Source organism: Bacillus sp. GbtcB10 (genome assembly GCF_019091365.1).
Taxonomy (GTDB): domain Bacteria; phylum Bacillota; class Bacilli; order Bacillales; family Bacillaceae; genus Bacillus; species Bacillus altitudinis.
In genome coordinates, this window is record NZ_JAGXJP010000052.1 from 1 (window position 1) to 326 (window position 326).

The following is a 326-nucleotide window of genomic DNA, read 5'->3' on the forward strand; positions in this document are numbered from 1 at the left end:
AATTGTCTTCCTATTGGGGAGACGGTACAACATCCTCATCAGACGGTATGAGAATGCAGTTAGGTGTTCATCACTACATGCAGATGCAAACCCACATTATGGAACTGGAAAAGGAGCCACCATCTACCGTTTTACTAGTGATCAATTCTCTTCTTACTACACAAAGATTATTCATACTAATTCAAGGGATGCGATTCATGTTTTAGATGGTTTGTTGCACCATGAAACGGATTTAAACATAGAAGAGCATTATACAGACACAGCTGGTTACACAGATCAAATATTCGGACTGACTCATTTATTAGGATTTAAATTTGCCCCAAGAA

The 326-nt window shown here is 38.3% G+C and carries 1 pseudogene; it reads left to right on the forward strand.

The annotated features are described in order from the left end of the window. Positions 1-326, forward strand: a pseudogene (locus KVT11_RS19625) (Tn3 family transposase); the annotation flags it as partial.